Raw genomic sequence first — 21,705 nt, 5'->3', positions numbered from 1 at the left:
CTCCAGCCGAATCAACCGTTTCGAGAGAGTCGGCTGTTCCGGCAGCGTGCGTCATTCTCACCTGCGGAGGTAACGCAATGCGTGACATCATCTGGTGTTGACCTTCCTCGATCGCTCCGTCCCGGTTCGACCCGTCCCGGCCTATTACTCACAGTGCGCCCTTGGAAACAAAGAGTACGAAGGATCGACCGGCAACCGCAACCACTTTTGGTGATGTCCCGACATGCAGGCCGTCGGGCGATGTGCCGGCGCGAACCGATCCGCGCCACGCTCCTATCCCCTCGGGGACCTGTTCGCGCAGGTCAGCGCCTGGATGAGCGAGTCGATCAACCGGTCGTGCGAGCAACCGCCTCGACCATCGCCGCGGCCAGAGCGGCCACGTCGGGACACGTCATGACGTACGGCGGCATCGCATAAACGAGCCGGCCGAAGGGACGGACCCAGACTCCCAGCTCCACCAGCAACGGTTGGATCACCCGTAGGTCCACGGGTTCGCGGGTCTCGATCACCCCGATCGCGCCGAGCGTCCGGACGTCGGCAACCCCGGCGAGATCTCGGGCGGGTGCCAGTCCCTGTTCCAACCAGACCTGAAGATCACGAACCCGGCTCCGCCACGGGCTGGTCAACAGCAGGTCGATACTGGCGTTCGCGACAGCCGCGGCCAACGGGTTACCCATGAACGTCGGACCGTGCATGAACGCGCCCGCCTCGGACGCGCACACCCCACGCGCCACCTCGTCCGTGCACAAGGTCGCGGCCATCGACAGGTAGCCGCCGGTCATGGCCTTACCCACACACATGATGTCCGGGCCGATCCCGGCGTGGTCGCAGCCGAAGAGCTCCCCCGACCGACCGAAACCGGTGGCGATCTCATCCGCGATGAGCAGGATGCCGTGGACGTCACACAGCTCACGCACGCGCCTGAGCCAGCCGGGGGCGTAGAAGCGCATCGCCCCAGCTCCCTGAACGACCGGCTCGACGATCACTGCGGCGATCTCGTGCTGATGCTCGTCGAGCAGCCGGGCGATGTCGGCGACATCATGCTCAGCGCAGGGTTCGTCGAAACGCGGTCGCGGTGCGGGCGCGAACAGGTGACGCGGGAGCAGGCCGGTGAACAGGTGATGCATGCCGGTGTCGGGGTCGCACACGGCCATGGCGCCGGATGTGTCGCCGTGGTAGCCACGCCGGACGGTGAGCAGTCTCGTCCGCTCGAGCCGGCCTGTCCCCCGCGCGTACTGCAACGCCATCTTGATCGCGACCTCGACGGCGACCGACCCGGAGTCGCTGAAGAACACCTTCTCCAGCGGAGCCGGAGTGATCTCGACCAGGGTCCGCGCGAGCGTCACCGCGGGGGCGTGGGTGAGCCCACCGAACATCACATGCGCCATGTCGTCGAGTTGGGTACGGACAGCCTGATCGAGGACCGGGTGGGCGTATCCGTGGATCGCGGCCCACCACGACGACATCCCGTCGATCAGCTCCCGGCCGTCGGCCAGTCGCAGCCGTACCCCGGCCGCCGAGGCCACCGGGAACACCGGCAGCGGGTCGGTCACCGACGCGTACGGATGCCACACATGCGCCCGGTCGTCGGCGAGCAGCTCCGCCACGTCGCTGTACCGGCCTGATCCCCACCCGTCTGATCCTGACTGACCTGATCCCCACCGGCTGTGCCCCATACCGCATGTCTACCGCGCAGCACGACCGGCCCCGGTAGCCTGGACGAACCTGTCACACTGGAGGCACCGACGGCGGACAGAGGCGGTAGGCGGCGGCGTTTGTGGGGGTCGGTACCCGGAAAGACCGTCACCGGCAGCGGTATCGGTCTCGCCCGGGGAAGGTCACCGTGTTTCAACTGATCTGGATCGTGCTCGCAGGTCTCGTCATCGGCCTGCTGGCCCGCCTCGTCGTCCGGGGTCCGCAGAAGATCCCTTTGTGGCTCACGGTAATCGTTGGGATTATCGGCGCACTGGTCGGCAACATCATCGCTGGCGCGATCGGCGTAGCCCACACCGGTGGTGTCGACTGGATACGCCATATCCTGCAGGTCGGTGTGGCCGCCGGGCTCGTCGTCCTCGTGACACCCGTGTGGATGAACCGACAGTCCCAGCACAGCGACAGTCGTTATTGACAAGAATTCGTTACTTAGAGCGACCGACAATAGGGGACGCGGCGTCGCGGGGCCGAAGCACGCACCTCGCGATCTACACGCACTCCAGCCCCACTCCTTGATCCGCATTCCATGCGGTGCGACGAGTGGAAGGACGACGTCCGGAGACGCGGGTTTTCGGGTGGAAAATGTATGTCAACCATCCACTCGTCCTGGTCCGGTTCCCTGTCCTGCGCTGCCCGGTTTGCATCAGTGATCGGATCGCACGTTCCCCGCACTGCCACGCCCGCAGGCGGGAGGCGGTGGTGGGCCGGGCCGGCGCCACGGGCAGGATAAGCGTGTGGTCCTGCCGATTCACGACATCAACCCACTTCGCCGCCGGCCGATCATGACCTGGCTGCTGATTGCGGTGAACGTCGCCGTCTTCGTGTTCTTCGAGCCGATCGTGTCCTCGGTTGCCGGCTTCAGCACGTCAGCCGCGCAGAACGTGTGCGAACAGCAACGGTTCTTCGACCGGTGGGGTGCGATTCCCGTGGAGATGCTGGATAACCAGCAGCTCGATCGGGTACCGAGCGGCAACTCCCCCGGCCGGAACGCCCAGGGCCAGGTGCTCTGCGAGCTGGAGTCCCCGCCGTCGTTCGTCAAGTCGCCGGTGCTGTCGGTACTGACGTCCATGTTCCTGCACGGAAGCTGGCTGCACCTGCTCGGTAACATGCTGTTTCTGGGCGTCTTCGGCAACAACATCGAGGACCGCATGGGCCGATTTCTATATCTGATCTTCTACGTGGTGTGCGGATACACGGCCGCCTACGGGTTCGCGCTGTTCGAACCGGACTCGACCACGACACTCATCGGCGCGTCCGGGGCGATCGCCGGTGTTCTCGGCGCTTACCTCGTGGTGTTCCCGCGGGCGCGGGTCATCGGCCTCGTCACGTTCCTGTTCTTCCTGCCGTTCTGGCTGCCGGCATGGCTCGTGCTGGGCTTCTGGTTCGCGCTGCAATACGTGTATTTCACCGGGATGGGCGTCGCCGACGGTGGCAGCGTGGCCTATGGCGCCCATGTGGTCGGGTTCGTCTTCGGCGCCCTGGCGGTCATCCCGTTCGTCCGCGAACTGCGGGCCGCGGGGCCCCCTCGTCGCCACGCCCCCGACTACCGCTGGGTCCGCCGGACTCCCTGGTCCTGACGAGTTCCCCGCCAGCCGCCGGCCGCGCGATCATGGTTCTTCTCGCGCGGCCGGCGGGCTCACGGGCATCTACGAAACAGGAACAGGCTCCGGCCGGCGCAGTCCACGACGCCGCTTCTTCTCAGCCTTCTCAGCCGTCTCAGCCGTCTCAGCCGTCTCAGCCGTCTCGGCTTGCTCGCCCTGCTCGGCTTGCTTTGCCTTGTCGGCGGCCTCGGCGGTCCGGGCGGCCGATGGCAGCGCAACCTCGATGGCGACCGTCCGCCAGCCCTCGAAAACCTCCTCGGTCCCGAACCCGTTCGCAGCCAGCGCCTTGGCCGCGCCGATGAGCTGTTCGTACGTCCGCTGATCGTCGACTTCGTCCGGGCGCTCGTCCGTGCCCTCGTCGGCGGTGGACCGCCGCGACACCACGCACCCGACCTGGAGCGACACACCCGCGGGTGCTGTCGCGGGTGATACCGATGACAGCGGTGAAGCCGAGCCGGTCCGCGTGAGCGTCCAGGTCCGGACAAACACGAACGGCTCGTCCGGGCCGGCCACCGGGAGGCCACCGACGTACTCCTCGAGGATCTTGACAACCCGCTCGACAGGTGCTGGACCTGAATCCGCACCGCTTCTACCCAGCCGCATGGCGACGTCCTCCCTCACACGTGAACAATCTCCGGACCGTGGCAGCCGCGAGCAACCTCGCGAGAATCCGGTAGCGCATCTTCCCGGATGCCCTGGTCGCTTCCTGCACCGGGGTGCTCACGAGACATTGGCGACACATCTGTTCATCAGGCGTTTCAACACCGCGACCGGGGTAAAGATCCGCTAATCGGTCTGATCAGAGACGCAGTGCGGCGTGGGCGCCGGAGATGACGCCTTCGCCACCTCGAACATCCTCGGAACCCTGACCCAGAGAGGACCACCATGCGTACCCGTGCACAGGTTCCCATCGTCGCCCTGGTCTGGCTCGTCGTAGGCATCGTCATCGCAGTCAGCAAGACCTACGAGGTTCATAACGGCTCTCAGGTTGTCACCTTCATCCTGGCGGTGATCCTCTGGCCGATCCCGCTACTTGGCGGAACCATAACGGTCCAATTTTGAGATCATCTAGTTTTCCAGCCAACTAGATGTAACGTGATGTAACTTAACAATCTCATTGTGGTGACGAAGTTGTCGGGTCGTCGGGTCATCGCAGCGACGACCCGACGACGCCGCCGGAGACTGCCGCGTTGAGCTCTGCCACACACGAGGCGCTCCCGCGGAAACCGGCAGTCGCCGATTACGTAAGAGCCGGGGGTCAAGCTCCACCGACTCGGTTAGAATCTGTTTGCGTAATGTGACTTGTAGTGACAGACAACCCCGGTCAGGCGGAGAATACGGTGTCGGAGAAATCTGCGAACGTGGCCGGACCGGTTGGGATCGCACCGGACGCGACCGCGATCCGGGTGTTCCTCTTGGATGATCATGAATTGGTTCGTCGCGGGCTACGCGATCTCCTTGCCGGTGAGCACGGCATCGACGTGGTCGGCGAAGCCGATCGGGCCGACGGTGCGGACCAGGCGATCCTCGCGACGCGGCCCAACGTCGCGATCCTCGACGCACGTCTACCGGACGGCAGCGGGATCGAGGTGTGCCGGCAGGTCCGCTCGCAGGACCCGACAATCGGCTGCCTGATCCTCACCTCCTTCGACGACGAGGACGCGCTGTTCACCGCGATCATGGCGGGAGCCGCCGGATACGTGCTCAAACAGATTCGTGGCACCGCGCTGGTGGACGCCGTGCGGCGGGTCGCGGCCGGCCAGTCGCTGCTGGACCGCACGGTCACGCCGCGTGTACTGTGCCGACTTCGGCAGGACTCCGACGAGGGCGGGCAGCTTGCCGGCCTGACCGACCAGGAGCGTCGCATTCTCGCGCTCATCGCCGAAGGGCTCACCAACCGACAGATCGCCACCCGGATGTTCCTGGCGGAGAAGACGGTGAAGAACTACGTGTCCAGCCTGCTGTCCAAGCTCGGGCTGGAGAGTCGGACCCAGGCTGCGGTGTTCGCCACCAGACTCGGCGGCTAGGAAGCCTCGGCGGTTAGGAGGCCGCTGAAGACGTTGTTCAGCGGCCTCCTAGATCAGAACCGTGGACCACGGTTGCCAGCCGAAGACAACAACGGCACGTGCCCGAAAACACTGCGACAATTCGTCCGGGTAGACAGCCGTCCGGGGTCGACCCAGTGAGGGGACGCTTGTCCGCGTCGTGGAGGGGTGCCACTTTGATCAACAAGGTCCTGGTCGCGAACCGCAGCGAGATCGCTGTTCGTGTCTTCCGAGCCGCGAACGAACTGGGCCTGCGTACTGTCGCCGTCTATACGCCCGAAGACGTGGGTTCGCTGCACCGGATAAAGGCCGATGAAGCATATGAACTCGGTGAGCCAGGACATCCCGTCCGGGGATATCTGGATGTCGATGCCCTGCTGGCCGTGGCGAAGCGGGTCGGCGCGGACGCGCTGCACCCGGGCTACGGCTTCCTCTCGGAGAGTGCGGCGTTGGCCGAGGCGTGTGTACTGGCCGGCATCACGTTCGTCGGTCCCCCGCCGCAGGTGCTGCGCCTCACCGGCGACAAGGTGGCCGCCCGTGAGGCCGCGGTGGCCGCGGGCCTGCCGGTGCTGAGAGCCTCGGCCCCGCTGACGGACCCGGCGGCCGCCGCCGAAGCCGCCGAAGCGGTGGGCTTTCCACTGTTCGTGAAGGCATCGGCCGGTGGTGGTGGCCGCGGGCTACGCCGGGTGCAGCGGATCGATGATCTCGCCGATGCGGCGGCGAGCGCGATCAGGGAGGCTGCAGCGGCGTTCGGCGATGGAACGATCTTCCTTGAGCAGGCGGTGGACCGGCCCCGCCATATCGAGGTGCAGGTTCTCGGCGACGCGGCCGGGAATGTCGTCCACCTCTACGAACGGGACTGTTCGGTACAGCGCCGCCATCAGAAGGTCGTCGAGGTGGCGCCCGCGCCACTGCTCGATCCGGCTGTCCGTGACCAGCTGTGCGTGGATGCGCTTGCGTTCGCCCGGCATGTCGGCTATGTCAACGCGGGCACGGTCGAGTTCCTGGTTGCGGCCGACGGCTCACACACCTTCATGGAGATGAACCCGCGCATCCAGGTCGAGCACACCGTGACCGAGGAGATCACCGGTGTCGATCTGGTCGCGGCCCAGTTGCGGATCGCCGCCGGTGCGACCCTGGCCGACCTGGGCCTCACCCAGGAATCGATCACGATCCGCGGGGCCGCGGTGCAGTGCCGGGTGACCACCGAGGACCCGGCGGACGGCTTCCGCCCGGACATCGGGAAGATCACCCGATACCAGTCCCCGGGCGGCCCGGGAGTTCGACTGGACGGGGCGACCTACGAGGGTGCGCAGGTCACCCCGTACTTCGACTCGTTGCTGGTCAAGGTGACGACCCGGGGCGCCACCTTCGAGCAGGCCACCGGGCGGGCCCGCCGGGCGCTGGCGGAGTTCCGGGTCCGCGGTGTGCGCACGAACCTGAAGTTCCTGCGCCGGTTGCTGGCCGAGCCGGACTTCCTGGCGGGACACGTGACCACGTCCTTCCTGGACGACCGGCCCGCTCTGTCGATCGGTGACGGCGGAACCGACCGGACCAGCCGCCTGCTGGACCGGCTCGCGCACAGCACCGTCAACGGGCACAAGCGACCGGCCGGCACGCTGGTCGACCCGGTGACCATGTTGCCGTCATTGCCCCCCGCCATGGCGCCGGCCGGATCCCGCCAGCTTCTCACCGAGCTCGGACCACGGGAATGGGCGGCGAGGCTGCGGGCGTCCGAGCAGCTCGCGGTCACCGACACCACCTTGCGTGACGCCCATCAGTCGCTGCTGGCCACCCGGCTGCGGACCACTGAGATTCTCGCGGCGGCGCCCGCATACTCCAGGCTCACCCCCGAGCTGCTGAGCCTGGAGTGCTGGGGCGGGGCGACCTACGATGTGGCGCTGCGGTTCCTGGCGGAGGACCCGTGGGAGCGTCTCGCGGCCATCCGCGAGCGGGTACCGAACATCTGCCTACAGATGCTGCTGCGCGGACGCAACGCGGTCGGCTACACTCCCTACCCCGATGACGTGGTCCGGGCGTTCGTCGCCGAAGCGGCCGCAACCGGTATCGACATCTTCCGCGTGTTCGACGCGCTGAACGACATCGAGCAGATGCGGCCGGCGATCGACGCGGTCATCGAGGCTGGGGCGGTCGCCGAGGGCACCCTGTGTTACACCGGTGACCTGGCGGATCCAACCGAATCGATCTACACCCTCGACTACTATCTTCGCCTGGCCGAAGGACTCGTCGCCGCCGGCACCCACGTACTCGCGGTCAAGGACATGGCAGGGCTCCTGCGACCGGCCGCGGCGCGCATCCTGGTGACGGCGCTGCGGGCGAACTTCGACCTGCCCGTCCATGTGCACACCCACGACACCGCCGGCGGTCAGCTCGCCACCCTGCTCGCGGCGGCCGACGCCGGCGCGGACGCTGTGGACGCCGCGGCCGCGCCGCTGTCGGGTGGAACCAGCCAGCCGAACATGTCCGCGTTGGTCGCCGCCACCGACCACACCCCGCGCGCGACCGGGATCGACCTGGCCGCGCTGTCCGCCATGGAGCCGTACTGGGAGGCTGCGCGTGACCTCTACGCGCCCTTCGAGGCGGGCCTGCGGGCACCGACCGGTGCGGTGTACCGCCATGAGATCCCCGGCGGGCAGCTGACGAACCTACGTCAGCAGGCGATCGCGCTCGGACTTGGCGCGAAGTGGTCACAGGTGCAGGAGTGCTACGCCCTGGCCAACGACCTGCTCGGCAAACCCATCAAGGTCACTCCGACGAGCAAGGTCGTCGGAGACCTGGCGTTGTTCATCGCAAGCGGCGATATCGACGTCGCCGCCCTGCGGGATCATCCGCAACGGTACGACCTACCAGCGAGCGTCCTGGGCTACCTGGCGGGCGAACTCGGTACCCCGCCGGCAGGCTTTGCCGAGCCGTTCCGCGAACGTGCGCTCGCCGGCCGGCGCCCGGCCGCGCCCACAGCCGAGCTCAGCGCGGCGGACACCGCGGCACTGGCCGGCGCAGGCCGGCGGGAGGCACTGTCCCGGCTGCTGTTCCCGGGTCCGTGGAAGGACTACACCGCGGCGCTGGCCGCGTACGGCAACAGTGCGGCGATCCCCACCGAGGAGTTCTTCTACGGCCTCACCCCGGGTAAGCCGGTGGTCGTCACGGTGGAACCGGGTGTCGAGACCATCGTCGAGCTGCACGACATCGGTGGACCGGACGATGCGGGTATGCGCACCCTCTACCTGCGGGTCAACGGAGCGCCACGGCCGGTGTCGGTGCGGGACAACTCCATCGCGCCGGCGTCCAACGCCGCCCGACGCGCCGATCCGGGCGATCCGACCCAGATCCCCGCGGGGCTACCCGGCCTGGTCACCTACGCAGTCGTTGCCGGTGACCGGGTCGGCCAGGGTGACCGGCTCGCGACCATCGAGGCCATGAAGATGGAGGCGGCCGTCACCAGCCCACACACGGGAACCGTCACCGAGGTGCTCCGCTCGTCCGGTGTCTCGGTCGAGGTCGGCGACCTTCTGCTCGTCGTCATCCCGGACCCGACCGGCAGCTGACCCAGGACGCCGGCCCCGGGTCTGAGCGCGGTCCCGCTCGGACCCGGGGCCGCGGCGACCCTATGAGGCCGTCCTATGGCACTGCGTCATGAGGCTGCGTCATGAGGCTGCGAGGAAACGGTCGAGGACGCGGACACCGAAACGCAGCGATTCGACCGGCACCCGTTCGTCCACACCGTGGAACATCCCGGCGAAGTCCAGGTCCGCGGGTAGCAGCAACGGGGAGAAGCCGAAGCACCGGATTCCCAGCCGGGAGAAGGACTTGGCGTCCGTGCCGCCCGAGAGCATGTAGGGGACGACCCGGGCGGTCGGGTCCTCGGCCCGCAGAGCGCCGGCCATGGCGTCCACCAGCGGCCCGTCGAACCCGGTCTCCAGCGCCTGGTCGTAGACGACCCAGTCGCGGCGGACCGCCGGGCCGATCAGTTCGTCGATCTGGCGGAGGAACTCCTCCTCCTGGCCCGGCAGGAAGCGCCCGTCGACGTAGGCGGTGGCCTCGCCCGGGATGACGTTGACCTTCGCGCCGGCCTCGAGCTGCGTGGGGTTCACCGTGTTGCGGATGGTGGCACCGATCATCCGAGCTATCGGCCCCAGCTTGGCGATCGTGGTCTCCAGGTCCTCGGTCTGCACATCGATGCCGAGCGCGTCGCCGACGGAGTCCAGGAACATGCGCACGGTCGGGGTCAGGACCACGGGGAAACGATGGCGGCCCAGCCGTACGATCGCCTCGCACAGCGCGGTGACCGCATTGTCATCGTTGATCATCGATCCATGTCCCACCCGGCCGGCAACGGTGAGCTTCATCCAGGCGATGCCCTTCTGGGCCGTCTCGATGAGGTACAGCCGCAGGTCGTCGGAGACGGTGTAGGAGAAGCCGCCGACCTCGCTGATCGCCTCGGTGCAGTCGGCGAACAGCTGCGGGTGATTGTCGACCAGCCAACGGGCGCCCAGGGTGCCGCCGGCCTCCTCGTCAGCCACGAAGGCGAGGACCAGATCGCGCGGTGGACGGCGACCGGACCGGACAAGATCACGAATGACTGCGAGGGTCATCGCGTCCATGTCCTTCATGTCGACAGCGCCCCTCCCCCACAGGCACCCATCGACGATCTCGCCGCTGAAGGGGTGGACCCGCCAGTCCGCCGGATCCGCCGGCACCACGTCGAGATGACCGTGGATGAGCAGCGGTGCCCGACTCGGGTCACGGCCTTCGACCCTGCTGATGACGCTGGTACGGCCCGGTTCCGATTCCAGCAGGGTCGTCTCCAGGCCGACCTCGGCGAGTTTGGCGGCAACGTACTCGGCGATCGCCCGTTCATTGCCGTCACCGCTGCCTCGGTTCACCGAGTCGATCCGCAACAGGTCCCGGCAGATCTCGACCGCCTCATCCTGCGCCGTTACGCTGGGTATCGGAACCAGATCAGATGTGGCCGACAGGGACGTTGTTGTGTCATTGGAGACCGGGTGGTTGCTTGCCATGGGACTAGTTTGCCAGCGTGGTTGAAGATTAATTGCAACAAGAGATGCCGTCAACACCGTTGACTACAGCTGAGGTTGATCTCGCAGCCGGTCGCAGCCCCATCGATCAACGGTTGATGAGCTGTGGAGCGGTCCACTGGCCGCGGGCAGCCTGCATGTACGCGCGGCCGGCACCGGCTCAGCTGATCACTGCTGGCGCCATCGCCGCCGTCAGCAACCGCCGCGGGTTGCCGCCACCGTTGGCCGCAACCGTCCACATATCGCTGCCGAAGTCCCCGGGCAGCGCGTAGGTGAGTGTCTCGTCGTCAAGCCAGACCGCCTGATCATCAACACTGCGGTTCTCGGCGAGAGGCGTTTCGACCATCGCCTGAAGATCGAGGACGTACAGCCGCCAGGGCGCGTCGGCGGGCAGGCCCGGCACCCGCTTCTTGAATGCCAGCCGGGTCCCGTCCGGTGCCAGTGACGGACACTCGACGTTCTCACGCACAGTGGTGAGCGTGCGGGTCACGACGTCACCCCGTACCAGGTAGGTGCTCCCGCCGGTGGCGAGCGTCGCGTAGAAGTGATCGTCGTCGGCGAAGGTCACGCCCCAGAAGTTGACGTCAGCGTTGCGGTAGGCATGCCCGTCCTTCACGACCTGGTAGTCCTCCAGCGTGCGCTGAAGGGTCCAGGTGCGGGTGTCCAGAATCGAGGTACGGGTGGAAAACTGCCCGACCCCGTAGGAGTCGCCGCTGACGAAAACCGTCCATGCGACCAGATGGCCGCTCGGGGAAACCCGCGCCCGGGTGGGGATGCCGTCGAGGAAGTAGCGCCGCTGTTCGCGCAGGCCCGCATCGAGTATCACCGCCGCGAAGGTGTCCGACACCGCGGCGTGCACCGCCTGCAGGCAGATACCTGTCCCGGCCGCGGCGTAGAAGCGCTGGCAGTGAACTGTGGACGCGGTACGCGGACCGGCCGGGTCCGCCGACGGCACCGATGTCAGCTCGTCACGGTGCGGACCCCAGAGCATGTTGCGGAAGACCAGCATCGGCGCCCGGGTCGAATCCGCAGCGGTGAGCGCGACCTGCCCAGCGGTCACCGCCACGCCGCCAACCGTGCGATCGCGGCGGGCGCCGCGGTCGGCGGCGTGGCGCACCGAGCCCACGGCGATCGCGGTGAGCAGCCCGATCGCGGCGAGTAGGACGAGCAGGCGGGTACGTACGGTCACTGTGTCGCCTCCACTGCTGCGATGGGTGCAATGATCGCGCTCGCCGCGGCGCAGGTCGCCAGCGTCACCGTGGCGACGATCAGCGCGGTGTGGCTCCCCCACGCCGTCCAGGCCGCGCCGAACGACAACGAACACCCGAAGCGGGCGCCGGCCTGCCCGGTCTGTACCAGCGCCAGGCCGCTGGCCCGCAGCTCGGCCGGCACCGAGCCGGCCGCGGCCGCCATGAGCACCCCGTCGGTCGCGGCGTAGAAGGCGCCGTGCAGGACGAGCACCGCGACCGGCAGGCCGGCTACAACCAGGCCGGCTACCGTCACCGGCCCGACCTGCTCTCCCGTTGCGTGCGTCGGCGCGAGCAGCAGCCCGTAGGCCACGAGCAGGCCCAGATGCCCGGCGAGGAAGACCCGCCAGCGGCCGAACCGGTCGGCAGCCTGGCCGAGCGGGACAGCCAGCAGCAGGAACGCGCCCGCCGTACCGAGCGGCAGGAGCGGGAACCAGCGCTCGGACAGACCCAGGCGTCGCTGCAGCAGCAGGTAGACGAAGGAGTCGCTGACCGTCGCCAGACCCAGCAGGAACGCACAGAGCGTGAGCCGCCGCAGGTGCGGTCGGCCCAACAGACCGAGCGCCGCGCGCACGGACACCGTGGCTGCCGCCACGGCCGGTTGGGCTGCGGCCGGCTGCACCGCGGCACAGCTGGGTGGGGCCGGCGCCGGGACACGTCCGGGAGCGAAAAGCAGCAGCACCAGCACGCCCATGGTGGCGATGCAGAAGCTCACCATGAACACGGCGTCGAATCCCCCGGCAGCCGTCCGCAGGACGAAGAAGGCCGTGAGCGGGCCCAGCAGCGCTCCCGCGGTGTCCATGGCGCGGTGCACGCCGAAGGAACGGCCCTGGGCACCGGGCGGCGCGGCAAGTGAGATCATCGCGTCGCGGGGGGCTGTACGCAGGCCCTTGCCGGTGCGGTCGACGGCGAGAACAGCACCGATCAACGGCACGCTGTGGACGGCGAGCAGGGCCGGCTTGCACAGAGCGGACATACCGTACCCGAACGCCGCGATGGTCTTGTGCCGCCGGCCACGGTCGGCGAGGTTGCCACCGACGAGGCGGACCAGTGCGCTGACCCCGTTGTAGACGCCGTCGAGCAGGCCAAACCCCAGCGGGGACAGACCCAGTTCGGTCACCAGGTACAGCGGCAGAACGGCGGTGACCATCTCCGAGGAGACATCGGTGATGAGGCTGACCGTGCCCAGGATGAGCACCGTGTGCGGCACCGCCCGCAGCACGGTGCGGCCGGCCGGGCGAATCTCGGCGCGGCTCTCGGCGCCGGGCAGGGGGCCGAGCGGCCGGCCCGGGTGTGGACCCGGGCCGGACGACTCGGACGCGGTGCGGGCGTCCGCTACGTACACGGTCTCTTAGTTCCAGATACCGGTGATGTCCGATGCGGTCGCGGCGTTACCCGCATGGGTGGTGAGGCCGCTGAGGTCCTCCAGCGTGCGTAGCACGTTGTAGTGGTTGTAGGTCGTCGATGAACTGCCGCCCACGATGACGTGCTGCCCGTAGACCACCGTGGCGATGTGGTTGCTGCTGGAGCCGTTGTCCTCGTCGAAGGTCAGGACGAGGAGGCTGTTGTGGGTCTTGGCCCAGGTGGCGTAGGCGCCGAGGTTGTTCTGCACCCACGTGTCACCGGTGGAGACCGAGCAGTCATGCATGTCGTTGCACAGGTTCGGAACGACGAACGAGACCTTCGGCAACGTGGTGTAGTCGGTTGGGAACTGCGCGAAGGTGTGGGCGGTGTTCAGCGGCACATTACTGAAGGCGAACCACGGGTTGTGCTTGCGGGCGTACTTCGTGCTGCTCTTGGTGCACACCGTCGAGCCCTCGGAGGGCAGGCCCTCGTTGTAGCTGCCCCAGGTCAGACCCGCGCCGATAAGTTCGGAGCCGAGGTTGGCGGCGCTGCTGAACTGCGGGGTGTAGCAGCTGTCGTTGGTGATGCCCTGGGTGCTGCCGGAGAAGAGCGCAAGGTAGTTGGGCTGGCTGGGGTGGGTGATGCCATAGGAGGACGAGAGGTTGGCGCCGCCGCTCTTCAGCGTGTTGTTGATGTACGGCGCGCTCGAGCTACCGATGATCTGCGAGTAGGAATGGTTCTCCAGTACGACCACGACCACGTGGTCGGGTGTGGGTAGCGCGGCGGCCTGCGCGCTGGCTGGCAGCAGACCGACGGCCGCGGCCGCCAGACCGGCGGTGGCACCGAGCGCTGCGAGCACCCAGCGCGGGCGTCTGAGGCGGGCGGGAACGGACACAGCAGACCTCCGGAAAATGCCTCGGGGGACAACACAGGGGCGTCGACTGGGCGGGGGTCAGGCTAAGCGCGCGGTTACCGTCCCGTCAGCGGACCGGACGTGACGGCCACACAAACAGTTGTGTCGGTATTTGACCCCGGTTGTTACCCGACCCCACCCCCGCCGTCTGGTATGCCCGGTTGACACCCATAACGAACTGATCACGCGTAGTCAGGCGTGGGCAGCTCATGCAGAACCTGTTTTGAAACAGCGCGACAGAACGGTGACCGGAATCGTCAGCGCGGTACCCTGAACACCTGAGACCTGAGCACCGAAGAAAGCGCTGAGCGCAATAAACCGCGCAGCAAATACCATCAGCACACGAAGCTGCCTGTTTTTTCCGCCACACCGGCCGACGCACACCTGTTGTTCATCATCGCGGAATACAGATTTTGCAACTCCGCCCTAATCTCGCCGACAGACTTCCGGTTCGTCACCGGCGAACCCGGTATGCCGACCAAGGGACAAGGTGGAGGATGACACGCTTGCGCCAGCCGTTCCGCCGGCGGGCATGCTTTCCAGCGTCCAGGCGAGTGGCCGGCGGCACGACCACCGCTAGCAGGAGCACCACCGCTGGCAGGGGTAGAGCCCGCATCGCCGCGCTCACGCTGATGTCGATCACTGTGCTCCTGCTCGCCCAGCCCACGCCGGCACAGGCTGCCGACTCCACCCAGTACGGCGGCGACGCCTCGCGCGGCCTCGGTGTCGCCATCCCGTTCAGTGGTTTCACTGACCGTAATGGACAACCGGTCGCGATCTCGGGCGCGGTGGGCGCGGACCTCGTTCTCGGCTCGACCACCCGGCCATATCTGCCGTGCCAGAACTTCGATCCGCGTACGGGTACCGGTGACACCTTCGTGAATGCCTGCGAGGTCCGCGGAAGCTACGCCACCTACACGCGGTTCGCGGCTGGCAACGGAATTCTCTTCCCACACGGCTACTTCATGCCCGACACGCAGCCGAACCTGGTCGAGGGCGGCTCGCTGCGGACGGACTGGGGCGCTCGCACCGCCGGGCTCTCCCTGGAGTTCTACCCCGACGTCACCCGCGACCAGGAATACGTACACTCCCGTTTCTACGTCGACCGGTTCAACCACCGGGCGAACGGCTGGACCTACTCCGCCTATGTGGGAACCATCGCGCTCGCCACCCTCGCGGACCCGGGTACCGCCCAGATCACCGGAAACGTGACCAGGGGCGGGGCCGCGCCAGCCAAGAACGAGATCAGGTTCATGATCTTCGGCGGTGATGCGCGTTCGTCCGTGGGATATCCGATCTCCTCCTTCACGGTCACCTACAGCAGCGGCGGCCCAGACTGGACCAGCGGAGCGATGTACGCCGGGTCACAGCGGGTCACCGTCGACGACAGCTCCACCGGGCACCAGTGCATATACGATCTTCCTAAAATCACTGGTGCCGACAACCACATGGATTTCGACGTCGCCCGTCCCGGCTTCGGCCGCAACGGTGGACAGTGCAACTTCGCGTAAGAGCGCCCGGCAACAGGGACGCGGCGTCGCGGGGCAGGGTAGGCAACCACGCGGTGGTGTAGCGCGAAGGTGCCATTCCTGTTAATCACCGCGGCTGGCGCCTGTGAGCGCTTAGCGTGGTGGTGTGAGGCGAATCGCCGCGGGACCGCGTGCTGCGAGGCTGACCGCACGCCCCGGATACGGGTACGGGCGGCTGGCCACAGTCATGGCGGGACTATGCATCGCATGTGCACTCGTGATCTCTGCCTGCGACACCCGAAATACATCGACCAGACCGGCCACGGCCACCGATTGCCGAGAACCTGGAGTGACCAAGGACCAGATCACGTTAGGGATGCTGTACCCTGACACCGGAAACGCAGCCTCGCTGTTCCTGCCCTTCCGCGCAGGTGTAGACGCCCGACTGGGCGTCGCGAACAACGCTGGTGGAATAAACGGTCGCGAGGTGGTGTACACCTGGCGCGACGACGAGTCCCAAGCGGCTGCCAATCTCGCCGCGGCACACAGCCTGGTCGACACCGACGAGGTCTTCGGCATCATCGAGTCGACCTCGGTGGCCAGCGGTTCAGCTGGATTCCTGCACGACCGCGGGATACCGGTCACCGGCACGTCCCTGGAAACACCCTGGACGATCTATGACAACATGTTCAGCTACTCCAACCTGATTGCCAACGGCACGTCCATCAGTACCTGGGGGGACTTCGTCGCCGCTCACGGCGGCCACACCGCGGTCGTGGCCCAGGCAACCTTCTCCGCCACGTCGCTGAGCGTCGCCGCCGAACTGACCACAAGCCTGCGGTCAGCGGGTGTTCCTGTCGTCGAGACCCTCGACGTGACCGGCCCCATCGACGCCGCCGACATCGGCAGACGCATCAAGGCCAGCGGGGCGGACGTCCTCGTCGGTGCCGTGACCGCCGCGTCCTTCGGCCAAGTCGTCGCGGCTGCCCGGACCGCCCGGGCCGGACTACGGGTCGTCCTCTCCCCGACCGGCTATGATCAGAACGTCCTGCGCCTGTTCGGAACCACCCTTGCCGGCGTCTACATCTTCGTCGACTACACACCCTTTGAAACCGACACGCCCGCACATCGGGAATTCCTCCGGGCCGTGCCCTATTACGCCCCACAACTTCAGCCACCGAACCAGCAGGCCGCGCTCTCCGGCTGGATCTCAGCGGACATGTTCCTTCGAGGACTCGCCGATGCCGGGACCTGCCCCACCCGCCAGCGGTTCATCACCGGGCTGCGTGCGGTGCACGACTATGACGCGCACGGACTGCTGCCCGCGCCCGTGGACTTCACCGCCGGTTTCGGCCAACTCAGCCGTTGCTACACCTTCCTCCAGGTCAGTGCGGATGGGAATCGCTTCCAGCTCGTCCCGCCCACGCCGCTGTGCGGCTCACGGCTCGGCTGACCACTGACCACTGACCACGGATGGCGCGGGCATCGCGGCGATCGGTCACGTCACCGGATCACTGGGGAGCGAAGATCACCGTCACGGTCTGGGCTGCGCCGGTGCCGTTCGATACGACTTCGACGCTCTGGTTGTATCCCACGAAGGTCAGCTCCGTCGTGGTGGCGGACTTGACCTGGTGTTGGAACGTATAACCGGCAGCGGGCATCGCTTGGCGGTAGTACCGGATCGCCTCATCCCCGGTCACACCGCTCAACGCAATGGTCGCTCCAATGCCCTCGGACGCCACGACCGTCGGCGTCGCTCCCTTCGGGAACGGGAAGTGCTTGGGGACGACCGTTCCCCGCAGTGCCGCGATTCCCGACGTCGCGGTGGCTGCTGGCGTCGCCGTCGCCGCTGGAGACGCCGTCCGTGCCAGGTCGAGGTCGGTCGGCAGGTCGGTCGGCACGTTGGTGGACAGTCCAGCTGCGGACGCACCTGCGACCGGCACCGATGCCGCGGGTGCGGTGGCGGGCGTTGAACCGCCGCCGCACCCACTGAGCAGGACCGTCACAGCGACAGTGACGCCAACCGTGGCACCGGCCGTCATCGTCCGAAGCTGGTGTCTGCTGTCCCGACCCATCAAACCTCCTGATATGAACGCGCCGCCCACATGTCTCCCATGCAGTGCGTTGGGTCATAAATATATGAACCGTACGTTAACCGGCCGAAGAGAGATTCATGATCAATTTGTGGATGCAAGGTCGTCAACACTGTTGATTATAAGGACAAGTCATTACAGAGAGTAACTACGACCCTGCGGATGCGACCGGACTAGTCAACACATGACCCCGACGTGTCATGCCCGAATTGCCCTCGAAGGAAGAACCGTGTGTATATTACACATCGACGTTCTGTGATGGGAGGCTGCATGGCAACGACACGAACACCGCAATCCGCTCCTCTGCTGACACCTGCTGAGGTGGCCACCATGTTCCGGGTGGACCCCAAGACGGTGACCCGCTGGGCCAAGGCCGGGAAGCTGACCTCGATCCGTACCCTCGGCGGCCACCGCCGCTACCAGGAAGCCGAGGTCCGGGCGCTCCTTGCGGGCATCCAGCCCGGGGACGCCCTGGGCTAGCTGCCCTTCAGGCCAAAGGCCGCGCGAACAAACCATCCTCGCGCGGCCTTTGGCCCAAGCAACCTGTCAGGCCTCCGGCCGCGCGAACAAACCATCCTCGCGCGGCCTTTGGCCGGGGGTCATCAGGCGCGGCCTTTGAGCAGCAGATTCCAGTACATCAACGGCAGGCCGTAGCGCTTGAGATACCACATGTCGCGGCGTTCCCGCTGGGAATTGATCAACCATGGGGGAAACGTCGGATGGGGACGCATGGTGTAGTCGAACTCGGCCAGCAGCATCTTGTTCCGTGCAGTGGTCAGCGGACATGACGCGTACCCGTCGTACTGTCGCACGGCAGGTTGGCCGTTCATGACCGACAGTAGGTTCGCGACGACGACAGGCGCCTGCTTGCGGATGGCCGCGCCGGTCTTGGCATTGGGCGAGCTGCTGGCATCCCCGAGGGAGAACACGTTGGGGTAGCGAGTGTGTTGCATCGTGTGCTTGTCGACACTGACATACCCGGCCAGGCTGGTTGGGTCCGCCAACGGACTTCTCTTGATCCAGTCTGGTGCGCTCTGCGGGGGGACGAGATGCATCAGATCATAGCCGATGTCGTCGGTGACACCGGTGGCATGGTCGATGACGACAGCACGACGCGATTCGGGGTCGACCTCGGTGAGTTCGCTGTTGAGGCGGACCTCGATGCGGTAGCGGGCCACGACCGTCGCCAGCACATCGGCGAACTCCGGCACACCGAACAGAGCGGGGGTGGGCAGCACGAGTACGACCCGGATGTCGTCGAGGACACCCTGCCCGCGCCAGTAGTCGCAGGCCAGGTACGCGATCTTCTGAGGTGCGCCGCCGCACTTGATCGGCCCGGCGGGCATGGTGAACACGGCGGTGCCCGACCGCAGCGAACGGATCATCTCCCAGGTCTTCGGCGCGAGCTCATAGGTGTAGTTGCTCGACACCCACGGTGTGGTGACCGCCTCTCCCATGCCGGGGATCGTCGTCCAGTCGAGTTGGATGCCCGGGCAGACGACGAGATGATCATAGCCGATCCGTGCGCCGCCGCCGGTGGTGACGATCTGATTGTCGGTGTCGATCGTCTCGGCGCGGTCGCGGACCCAGACGACGCCGGCGGGCATGACGCGGGCCTGCGGGCGGGCGCTGCTCGCAAGAGGTGCGCACCCGCCCCCGACGAGGGTCCACAGCGGCTGGTAATAGTGGGTTTCGGCCGGGTCGATGATGCCGACGTCGGCGCTACCGGCGCGGCGTAGGCGGGCCGCGACGGAGATTCCGGCACTTCCCCCGCCGATGATGAGCGTGGTGTGGTGGCTGGTCGTATCCATGGGCAGCATCCCTTTTGCACCGACAGGTGGGGTCAGGCCGGATCGGTGATGATGGGCGGGCCGACGATCAGACGCGTGCGGCGCAGCCGTCGCTCCTCCCGCAATGATCATAGCAGCGTCGACCATTCTGCCGGGCGTTCGTGGCGCCCGGTTCAGATCAGCGACGGCTCCGGAACGGATCGCCATGATAAGCTTGTATGCAACAACAAATTTGCGCTACTCGCAGATGGAAAGGTCAGCGCTTCATGACTGCCACCATCGAGGCGCCGCCCCCGGAATCAGTGTCGGCACCGAACGCAGGCAGCACCCCCTACTCGCACCGGCAGATCATGGTGATCATGTCCGGGCTGATGCTCGGCGTGCTCCTCGCGGCTCTCGATCAGACAATCGTCTCGACTGCACTCACCCGGATCAGCCAGGACTTCCACCGACCCGACCTGTACAGCTGGGTCGTGACCTCCTACCTGCTGACCTCAACGGCGAGCACCCCGCTGTACGGCAAGCTAGGTGATCTCTACGGCAGAAAAACAATCTTTCAGATCGCGGTCGTGATCTTTCTGTTGGGGTCGGCGCTGGCCGGCCTCAGCCAGAGCATGCTCCAGTTGATCGTATTCAGAGGCGTACAGGGCGTGGGTGCCGGCGGCCTGATCTCACTGGCACTCGCGATCATCGGCGACATTATCGCACCGCGTCAACGAGGCAGGTACCAGGGCTACTTCGGAGCGGTGTTCGGTGCCGCCAGCATCCTCGGCCCGCTGATCGGAGGCTTCCTGGTCGACCAGGCGTCCTGGCGCTGGGTGTTCTACGTCAACATCCCCCTCGGCGTCTTCACGCTCATCGTCATCCAGAGGGTATTGACGATCACCTATGCGCACCGCACGGTACGTTTGGACGTGTTCGGAGCCCTGCTGCTGGTCAGCGGGGTGTCGCTGTTCCTGATCGCCGTGCAGGACGCCGGGCAACAGGCACGGATCACCGAGACGATCTGGATCCTCGCCGGTATCGGGCTCGCGCTGATCGTCGGCTTCCTCGGCTGGGAACGGCGGGCGGCCGAACCGATACTGCCCCTACGGTTGTTCGGCAACGCGGTCTTCCGCGTGACCAGCGCGCTGTCACTCGTCACCGGCGCGGTGATGTTCGGCGCCGTCATCTTCCTGCCGCAGTACCTGCAGTTGGCGCGCGGCATCAGCCCCACCCTGTCGGGTCTGCGACTACTTCCGCTGCTCGCTGGCATGATCGTCACCACGATCGGCGCCGGGCGGCTGGTGACGAAACTGGGCCGATACAAGATCTTCATCGTCGTCGGCACCGGGGTCATGACGGTGGGCATAGCCCTGCTCGCCCTCATCCGCCTGGACACCAACGGCTGGGTCCTCTCCGCCATGCTGTTCGTCGTCGGCGCCGGCCTGGGCCTGTTCATCCAGAACACCGTCCTGGCCACGCAGAACGGTGTCGGCATCGCTGATCTCGGCACCGCAACCTCGGCCGTCATGTTCCTGCGGACACTCGGTGGCGCGGTCGGTGCCTCCAGCCTGGGCGCGATCATCATCGCCTACCAGCGCTCGCATCTGGTCGGCGACATCGAACACTACGGCCCCCATGACGGACCGCTGCAGACGTTCGTCCATGGAATGGACCGCGCCTACCTGTGGGCGGTTCCGGTCGGACTCACCGCCTTCGCTCTTTCGTTCTTCCTCCGGGAACAGAGGCTGCGCACCACCGCCGCCACCAGCGCGCGCACCGCTACCGTCGAAACCCCGGAATAGCCAGATCACCGGGATAACAGCGCCCGGCAATAGGGGCGCGCCCGTCCGCTAGCGACCCGGGGACTTCGGCCTCCGGCGATGCGAGAAGAACCACGGGCGATGCGAGAAGAACCACGATCGCATCGCCTTCGGCCCTTTACGCGGCGTCGGCGCGCAGCGCGGCCAGGGCGGCGTCGGCGTGCCGGCTCATGGACAGCTCGGAGTCGATGCGCGCAATCACCGTGCCGTCCGTGCGCAGGACGAACGTGGCGCGCTTGTTCGGGCCCACCTTGCGCCGGACGCCGAACGCCTGCGCGATCGTCCGGTCGGTGTCGGCGACCAATGGAAAGCCGAGCGAATGCTTCGCACTGAACGCGGCCTGCTTGGCGACGTCGTCAGCGCTGATCCCGACGATGCCGGCGCCCAACGCGGCGAACTCACCGGCCAGGTCGCGGAAATGACAACTTTCCTTGGTACAGCCGTACGTCATCGCCGCCGGATAGAAGAAGACCACCAGCGGCCCCTTGGTCAGCAGACCGGCCAGGCGCAGCTCCGCACCCGTCTCATCGACACCCGACAGATCCCCGACCCGATCCCCGATATCCATGCGACAATCCTCACTTCTCATGGGATGAGACGTATGACACGCTACCGGACCCGAGATCGG

The 21,705-nt window shown here is 66.8% G+C and carries 19 protein-coding genes; 9 read left to right on the top strand and 10 right to left on the bottom strand.

Annotated features, from left to right (window positions below):
• Positions 1-326: 326 nt before the first annotated feature.
• Positions 327-1,607 carry an adenosylmethionine--8-amino-7-oxononanoate transaminase gene (gene bioA, locus U9978_RS11125; RefSeq protein WP_322761012.1) on the bottom strand — a complete coding sequence of 427 codons (1,281 nt, stop codon included), beginning with the start codon at positions 1,605-1,607 and terminating at the stop codon, positions 327-329.
• A gap of 236 nt (positions 1,608-1,843) precedes the next feature.
• Here bioA and U9978_RS11120 point away from each other — a divergent pair, with 236 nt between their 5' ends.
• Positions 1,844-2,128 (top strand): GlsB/YeaQ/YmgE family stress response membrane protein, encoded by a 285-nt coding sequence (locus U9978_RS11120; RefSeq protein WP_322761011.1) that lies wholly within the window; start codon positions 1,844-1,846, stop codon positions 2,126-2,128.
• Positions 2,129-2,447: 319 nt separating this feature from the next.
• Complete coding sequence (locus tag U9978_RS11115; RefSeq protein WP_322761010.1) at positions 2,448-3,290, top strand: rhomboid family intramembrane serine protease; 843 nt, start codon at positions 2,448-2,450, stop codon at positions 3,288-3,290.
• Between the two features lie 69 nt (positions 3,291-3,359).
• Here U9978_RS11115 and U9978_RS11110 read toward each other — a convergent pair whose 3' ends face one another.
• Entirely contained in the window at positions 3,360-3,917 is a 558-nt protein-coding gene (locus U9978_RS11110; protein ID WP_322761009.1) for a hypothetical protein, read from the bottom strand.
• 282 nt (positions 3,918-4,199) lie between these two features.
• Between U9978_RS11110 and U9978_RS11105 the strand changes: the two genes are divergently transcribed.
• From U9978_RS11105 to U9978_RS11095, 3 genes are all read left to right on the top strand, one after another.
• The gene (locus tag U9978_RS11105) at positions 4,200-4,376 is read left to right on the top strand and encodes a hypothetical protein (protein ID WP_322761008.1); all 177 of its coding nucleotides are present in this window, start codon (positions 4,200-4,202) and stop codon (positions 4,374-4,376) included.
• Between the two features lie 299 nt (positions 4,377-4,675).
• The gene (locus U9978_RS11100; protein WP_416210927.1) at positions 4,676-5,341 is read left to right on the top strand and encodes a response regulator; all 666 of its coding nucleotides are present in this window, start codon (positions 4,676-4,678) and stop codon (positions 5,339-5,341) included.
• A 197-nt stretch (positions 5,342-5,538) separates the two neighbouring features.
• Entirely contained in the window at positions 5,539-8,925 is a 3,387-nt protein-coding gene (locus U9978_RS11095) for a pyruvate carboxylase (protein WP_322761017.1), read from the top strand.
• A 99-nt stretch (positions 8,926-9,024) separates the two neighbouring features.
• Here the strand turns inward: U9978_RS11095 and U9978_RS11090 are convergent, their stop codons facing one another.
• The 5 genes from U9978_RS11090 to U9978_RS11070 form a co-directional block, all read right to left on the bottom strand.
• The gene (locus U9978_RS11090; protein ID WP_416210925.1) at positions 9,025-10,398 is read right to left on the bottom strand and encodes a M20/M25/M40 family metallo-hydrolase; all 1,374 of its coding nucleotides are present in this window, start codon (positions 10,396-10,398) and stop codon (positions 9,025-9,027) included.
• A gap of 178 nt (positions 10,399-10,576) precedes the next feature.
• Positions 10,577-11,605, bottom strand: coding sequence for a TolB-like translocation protein (locus tag U9978_RS11085; RefSeq protein WP_322761007.1), 1,029 nt, complete (start codon positions 11,603-11,605; stop codon positions 10,577-10,579).
• Complete coding sequence (locus U9978_RS11080; protein WP_322761006.1) at positions 11,602-13,008, bottom strand: MFS transporter; 1,407 nt, start codon at positions 13,006-13,008, stop codon at positions 11,602-11,604. Before U9978_RS11080 ends, U9978_RS11085 begins: the two co-directional genes overlap by 4 nt.
• 6 nt (positions 13,009-13,014) lie before the next feature.
• Positions 13,015-13,902, bottom strand: a complete 888-nt coding sequence (locus tag U9978_RS11075) for an alkaline phosphatase family protein (protein WP_322761005.1) — start codon at positions 13,900-13,902, stop codon at positions 13,015-13,017.
• A gap of 225 nt (positions 13,903-14,127) precedes the next feature.
• A complete protein-coding gene (locus U9978_RS11070) occupies positions 14,128-14,262 on the bottom strand; it encodes a hypothetical protein (protein ID WP_322761004.1) in 135 nt (44 codons plus the stop codon).
• A gap of 155 nt (positions 14,263-14,417) precedes the next feature.
• On the opposite strand from U9978_RS11070, the gene U9978_RS11065 reads away from it, so the two are divergent.
• Positions 14,418-15,431 carry a hypothetical protein gene (locus tag U9978_RS11065; RefSeq protein WP_322761003.1) on the top strand — a complete coding sequence of 338 codons (1,014 nt, stop codon included), beginning with the start codon at positions 14,418-14,420 and terminating at the stop codon, positions 15,429-15,431.
• Positions 15,432-15,738: 307 nt separating this feature from the next.
• The gene (locus U9978_RS11060; protein ID WP_322761002.1) at positions 15,739-16,842 is read left to right on the top strand and encodes an ABC transporter substrate-binding protein; all 1,104 of its coding nucleotides are present in this window, start codon (positions 15,739-15,741) and stop codon (positions 16,840-16,842) included.
• Between the two features lie 58 nt (positions 16,843-16,900).
• Here the strand turns inward: U9978_RS11060 and U9978_RS11055 are convergent, their stop codons facing one another.
• A complete protein-coding gene (locus tag U9978_RS11055; RefSeq protein ID WP_322761001.1) occupies positions 16,901-17,464 on the bottom strand; it encodes a hypothetical protein in 564 nt (187 codons plus the stop codon).
• 288 nt (positions 17,465-17,752) lie between these two features.
• On the opposite strand from U9978_RS11055, the gene U9978_RS11050 reads away from it, so the two are divergent.
• Positions 17,753-17,962: a BldC family transcriptional regulator gene (locus U9978_RS11050; RefSeq protein WP_322761000.1), complete on the top strand. Its 210-nt coding sequence runs from the start codon at positions 17,753-17,755 to the stop codon at positions 17,960-17,962.
• A 122-nt stretch (positions 17,963-18,084) separates the two neighbouring features.
• Here the strand turns inward: U9978_RS11050 and U9978_RS11045 are convergent, their stop codons facing one another.
• Complete coding sequence (locus U9978_RS11045) at positions 18,085-19,293, bottom strand: FAD/NAD(P)-binding oxidoreductase (protein WP_322760999.1); 1,209 nt, start codon at positions 19,291-19,293, stop codon at positions 18,085-18,087.
• A gap of 245 nt (positions 19,294-19,538) precedes the next feature.
• On the opposite strand from U9978_RS11045, the gene U9978_RS11040 reads away from it, so the two are divergent.
• Positions 19,539-21,059, top strand: a complete 1,521-nt coding sequence (locus U9978_RS11040; RefSeq protein WP_322760998.1) for an MDR family MFS transporter — start codon at positions 19,539-19,541, stop codon at positions 21,057-21,059.
• A gap of 136 nt (positions 21,060-21,195) precedes the next feature.
• On the opposite strand, the gene U9978_RS11035 is transcribed toward U9978_RS11040, so the two are convergent.
• Positions 21,196-21,645: a peroxiredoxin gene (locus tag U9978_RS11035; protein ID WP_322760997.1), complete on the bottom strand. Its 450-nt coding sequence runs from the start codon at positions 21,643-21,645 to the stop codon at positions 21,196-21,198.
• Positions 21,646-21,705: the final 60 nt, after the last annotated feature.

The sequence above is a fragment of the Protofrankia sp. Cr2 genome (assembly GCF_963555885.1).
GTDB lineage: Bacteria > Actinomycetota > Actinomycetes > Frankiales > Frankiaceae > Protofrankia.
Note: the sequence above shows the minus strand (reverse complement) of the source record. Positions and strands in the feature narration are given on the sequence as shown.